Genomic DNA, 2,924 nt, shown 5'->3' with positions numbered 1-2,924 from the left:
TACACACACATACCAAACCGTCTCAGGATTTCCCGAGGCGGTTTTTTTATTGCCTTTTTTTCTTGGCTTGCGTCGTTTCAGCAGCCTTCAAATCCGCTCACCGGATCTCCCGAGATGCCACTACGTCGATTTGCATTTGGGGGTATTTTCAGGGGTAATGCCGCCACATCGGCGGGAGTACCCCCAATGGCTCTCAAAGGAACTCGAAGTGTGGATCGGCGCCGAAATTAGGACCCTGGTAGATTTTCGTTAAGCCGTTGAAATCGCGTCGAAGCTCTACATGGCCGGGGGTCCAGATCGGCGCCGATCGGGACCCCCTCTAACCAATACTTTGCAAAAGATTACAGGTAGTTGCCTCGCTCACAACGGGGCCCCACTTTCGACGCCGATGCACAGCCAAGCATGCGTGATGACGCCCCGCTAGCCACCGGCGCACCGCGCGATTATACCGGGAGACGATGAGGCCCCGGAAAATCTTCACGTCATATTCGCACAAAGACGAGCGGCTAAAGGGCGAGCTCGACCAGCACCTCACGCCCCTGCTGCTCCAGGGACGCGTCGAAGTCTGGAACGACCGACACATTCGTGCCGGAGCGCCGCTCTACGAAGCCATCAACGACAACATTCGTTCAGCCGACATCATCCTGATGCTCATCAGCGCGGACTATGTGAGCTCCAGATCCTGCCAGGAGGAGATGGCCGTCGCGTTGGAGCGCAGTGCCGCCGGCAGCGCCCTCGCAATTCCCATCCTGATCCGCGCGTGCGACTGGACCAACCTGCCCATCGGGCAGCTCCTCTCCGCCAACACAGACGCGATGCCAATCAACTCAGCGCCCGACCGCGACGTCGCGTGGTACGACGTCATCCGCTCGATCAAGCTGATCCTGAACGACTGGGACGTGGAGAGCGCGTCCACCACTGCGCAGCCAAGCGGAGGAGGTGACACCGAGGTCTCCGACGCGGTGTCCGACGAGAACGCAATCAGGCCCGCGAGCGACGGCCGGCCCGCCGAGCAGTGGGTCTACCGCAAGGAGGCTAACGAGGAGGAGTGGCAGGCCCTGAAGGTCATCATCGAGCAGACCCTCGCCACCCTCGCCGAGCGCGACGTGGAACTGGGCATCAGCCTTGATATACGTCGCTGGGGGGACAAGACTATCGTGGATTACAGGCTGCCCAAACTCCGCAACCCACGACGTCTGCTGATCGCCGACATTGGCGGATACACCGGCTACCCAGGCTACCAGCTAGAGGTGTATCCTCGCGACGCCAGCGCTAGGCTGCCGACCGAGCGGGTGAGATGGATGGCCACCGATACGGCCGAACGCCTGCTCAAGCGGCTGGAGCCGAAGCCGGACCTGCAGTTCACCCCGGCGGCCTACGCCGAGCACCTCTGGGCGGCCATTAAGGCGCTCGCCTAGCAATGATGCCCTCCGCTTAGCGCCCGACGCAGCGTCGGGCCACCAGGATGCACAGCGTGAGTTGGTCGAACGCCTCGGCCGAGGGTCTGCCATCCCGCTGACATCCGCAAACCTTGAGGGCTCAGGGTCAATAGCTCGTCAGATGTGTCGCGTTGCGTGTGCGTCCAATCCAGAAAGACGCGATCAGAATGACCCAGATTCAGCCACTCAGACTATCTTGCCGAACCCCCAACATCTGCCGTTTGTTCAGGATCGGCTTGAAGCCGATCACAGGGGACGGAACTGCCGATTGAACACCTGGAGTTTCATAGCGGATGACGAAGCGAACTTCCCTTTGACTGCCCGCGCGTTATCGCGGCATGCGAGAGTCCCATCGCTACCCGCCAACGGCATGCCACCTAGCTCAACAGGCGGGACAGTTCCGCTTGCTGCTGTTGATCAAGGTCGGTGGACCAGAATCGCAAGCAGTCAGGATCGTGGGGCGTGTTGGTGCCCGCCGCCGCTGCCAGTGGCAGTGATCCATCATCGTAGCCTCGCATCACAGCTAGCCAATTACCGAGGTTGCCCTCGACGGCGTCGCCCAAATCTACCGTCTGCTCACCGCCCGGACCACCTTGTACCTGGAAGATAATGCGACGGTGCGTGCCGCTTCTAGTATGCCAGTAGTGACATCCCTTTGCCGTCACCCGCGCATCAGCAAGGAAGAAACGAACATCGCGATGCCAAGGCACCGGTGAGTGGATTAGCACGCGATCACCCGTCACCACGTCGTAGCCGGTCATCGCCATCGCTGATGAGCCAATCATTGCGGCGAACAGCAGGATCAGTACCGCCAGCTTAGTGACCGCTTCCATTCTGAGGTTGAGCACGATCATAGCCAAGATCGTTGGTATCCAGAACGTGATCGTATCAGGACTGCCCGGTCGAAAATAAAGCGCAGAAGAACCTGATCTCGTCTGCGCCAGTTCCAGCCACTGATCGCTCAGGCTGGCAAGATAGCTCAACGTCACGATGCTGATGATGAACCACGCGAGCCCGCCATAAAAAGACGAGCCTTTCGCTTGCGCCAAGCCATGCCTCCCAAAACGTCGAACTAGTCTACCCTGTTGTTCCAGCACGGTTGGAGCTGGCGACCCGTGATAAGCTGCCATCCCGTTTACCCCCTGCCGGTACCGACCGAACCCTGCAGGCGCAGGTCTAGCCCTGTGGTAGGCGTCGATATTTCAATCCGAAGTAAACGAGCTGGATTGAATTTGAGCGGCGGGGCCCCAAGCCAGACCTCTCCGGCGCAACCTTAAACCGGAAACATAGCTCACCTCCAGCATTGACCGCGGGGGCGCGGTATCCCCAAATTCGCTCCAACGACTTACAGGCCAGCGCTGAACGCATGCCTAACGGTAGCCTGATGGCTCAGCTGCCCTTCTGTTCACGTCGGCGACGACCCATTTGCGGCCATTCAGCGGGCCATGGTCGCTTTCCAGCTTCGGACGTTTGTTCAGCTTGCCT

General features: G+C 59.8%; 3 protein-coding genes. 2 read left to right on the top strand and 1 reads right to left on the bottom strand.

The genetic code is table 11. From position 1 onward, the window contains the following. Together OXQ95_RS18560 and OXQ95_RS18555 are read left to right on the top strand one after the other, a co-directional pair. The coding region (locus tag OXQ95_RS18560; protein WP_267383103.1) for a hypothetical protein at positions 1-253 on the top strand (253 nt) is incomplete at its 5' end. A gap of 205 nt (positions 254-458) precedes the next feature. Next, positions 459-1,418 carry a toll/interleukin-1 receptor domain-containing protein gene (locus OXQ95_RS18555; protein ID WP_267383101.1) on the top strand — a complete coding sequence of 320 codons (960 nt, stop codon included), beginning with the start codon at positions 459-461 and terminating at the stop codon, positions 1,416-1,418. A 398-nt stretch (positions 1,419-1,816) separates the two neighbouring features. Here OXQ95_RS18555 and OXQ95_RS18550 read toward each other — a convergent pair whose 3' ends face one another. Further along, positions 1,817-2,488 carry a hypothetical protein gene (locus OXQ95_RS18550; protein ID WP_242098407.1) on the bottom strand — a complete coding sequence of 224 codons (672 nt, stop codon included), beginning with the start codon at positions 2,486-2,488 and terminating at the stop codon, positions 1,817-1,819. Positions 2,489-2,924: the final 436 nt, after the last annotated feature.

This window comes from Sphingomonas sp. GC_Shp_6, from assembly GCF_026540835.1.
Lineage (GTDB): Bacteria > Pseudomonadota > Alphaproteobacteria > Sphingomonadales > Sphingomonadaceae > Sphingomonas.
Note: the sequence above shows the minus strand (reverse complement) of the source record. Positions and strands in the feature narration are given on the sequence as shown.

Excerpts from the sequence above, each read along its gene's own strand:
- OXQ95_RS18555 (WP_267383101.1), top strand. The coding sequence starts at position 459 with ATGAGGCCCCGGAAAATCTTCACGTCATATTCGCACAAAGACGAGCGG.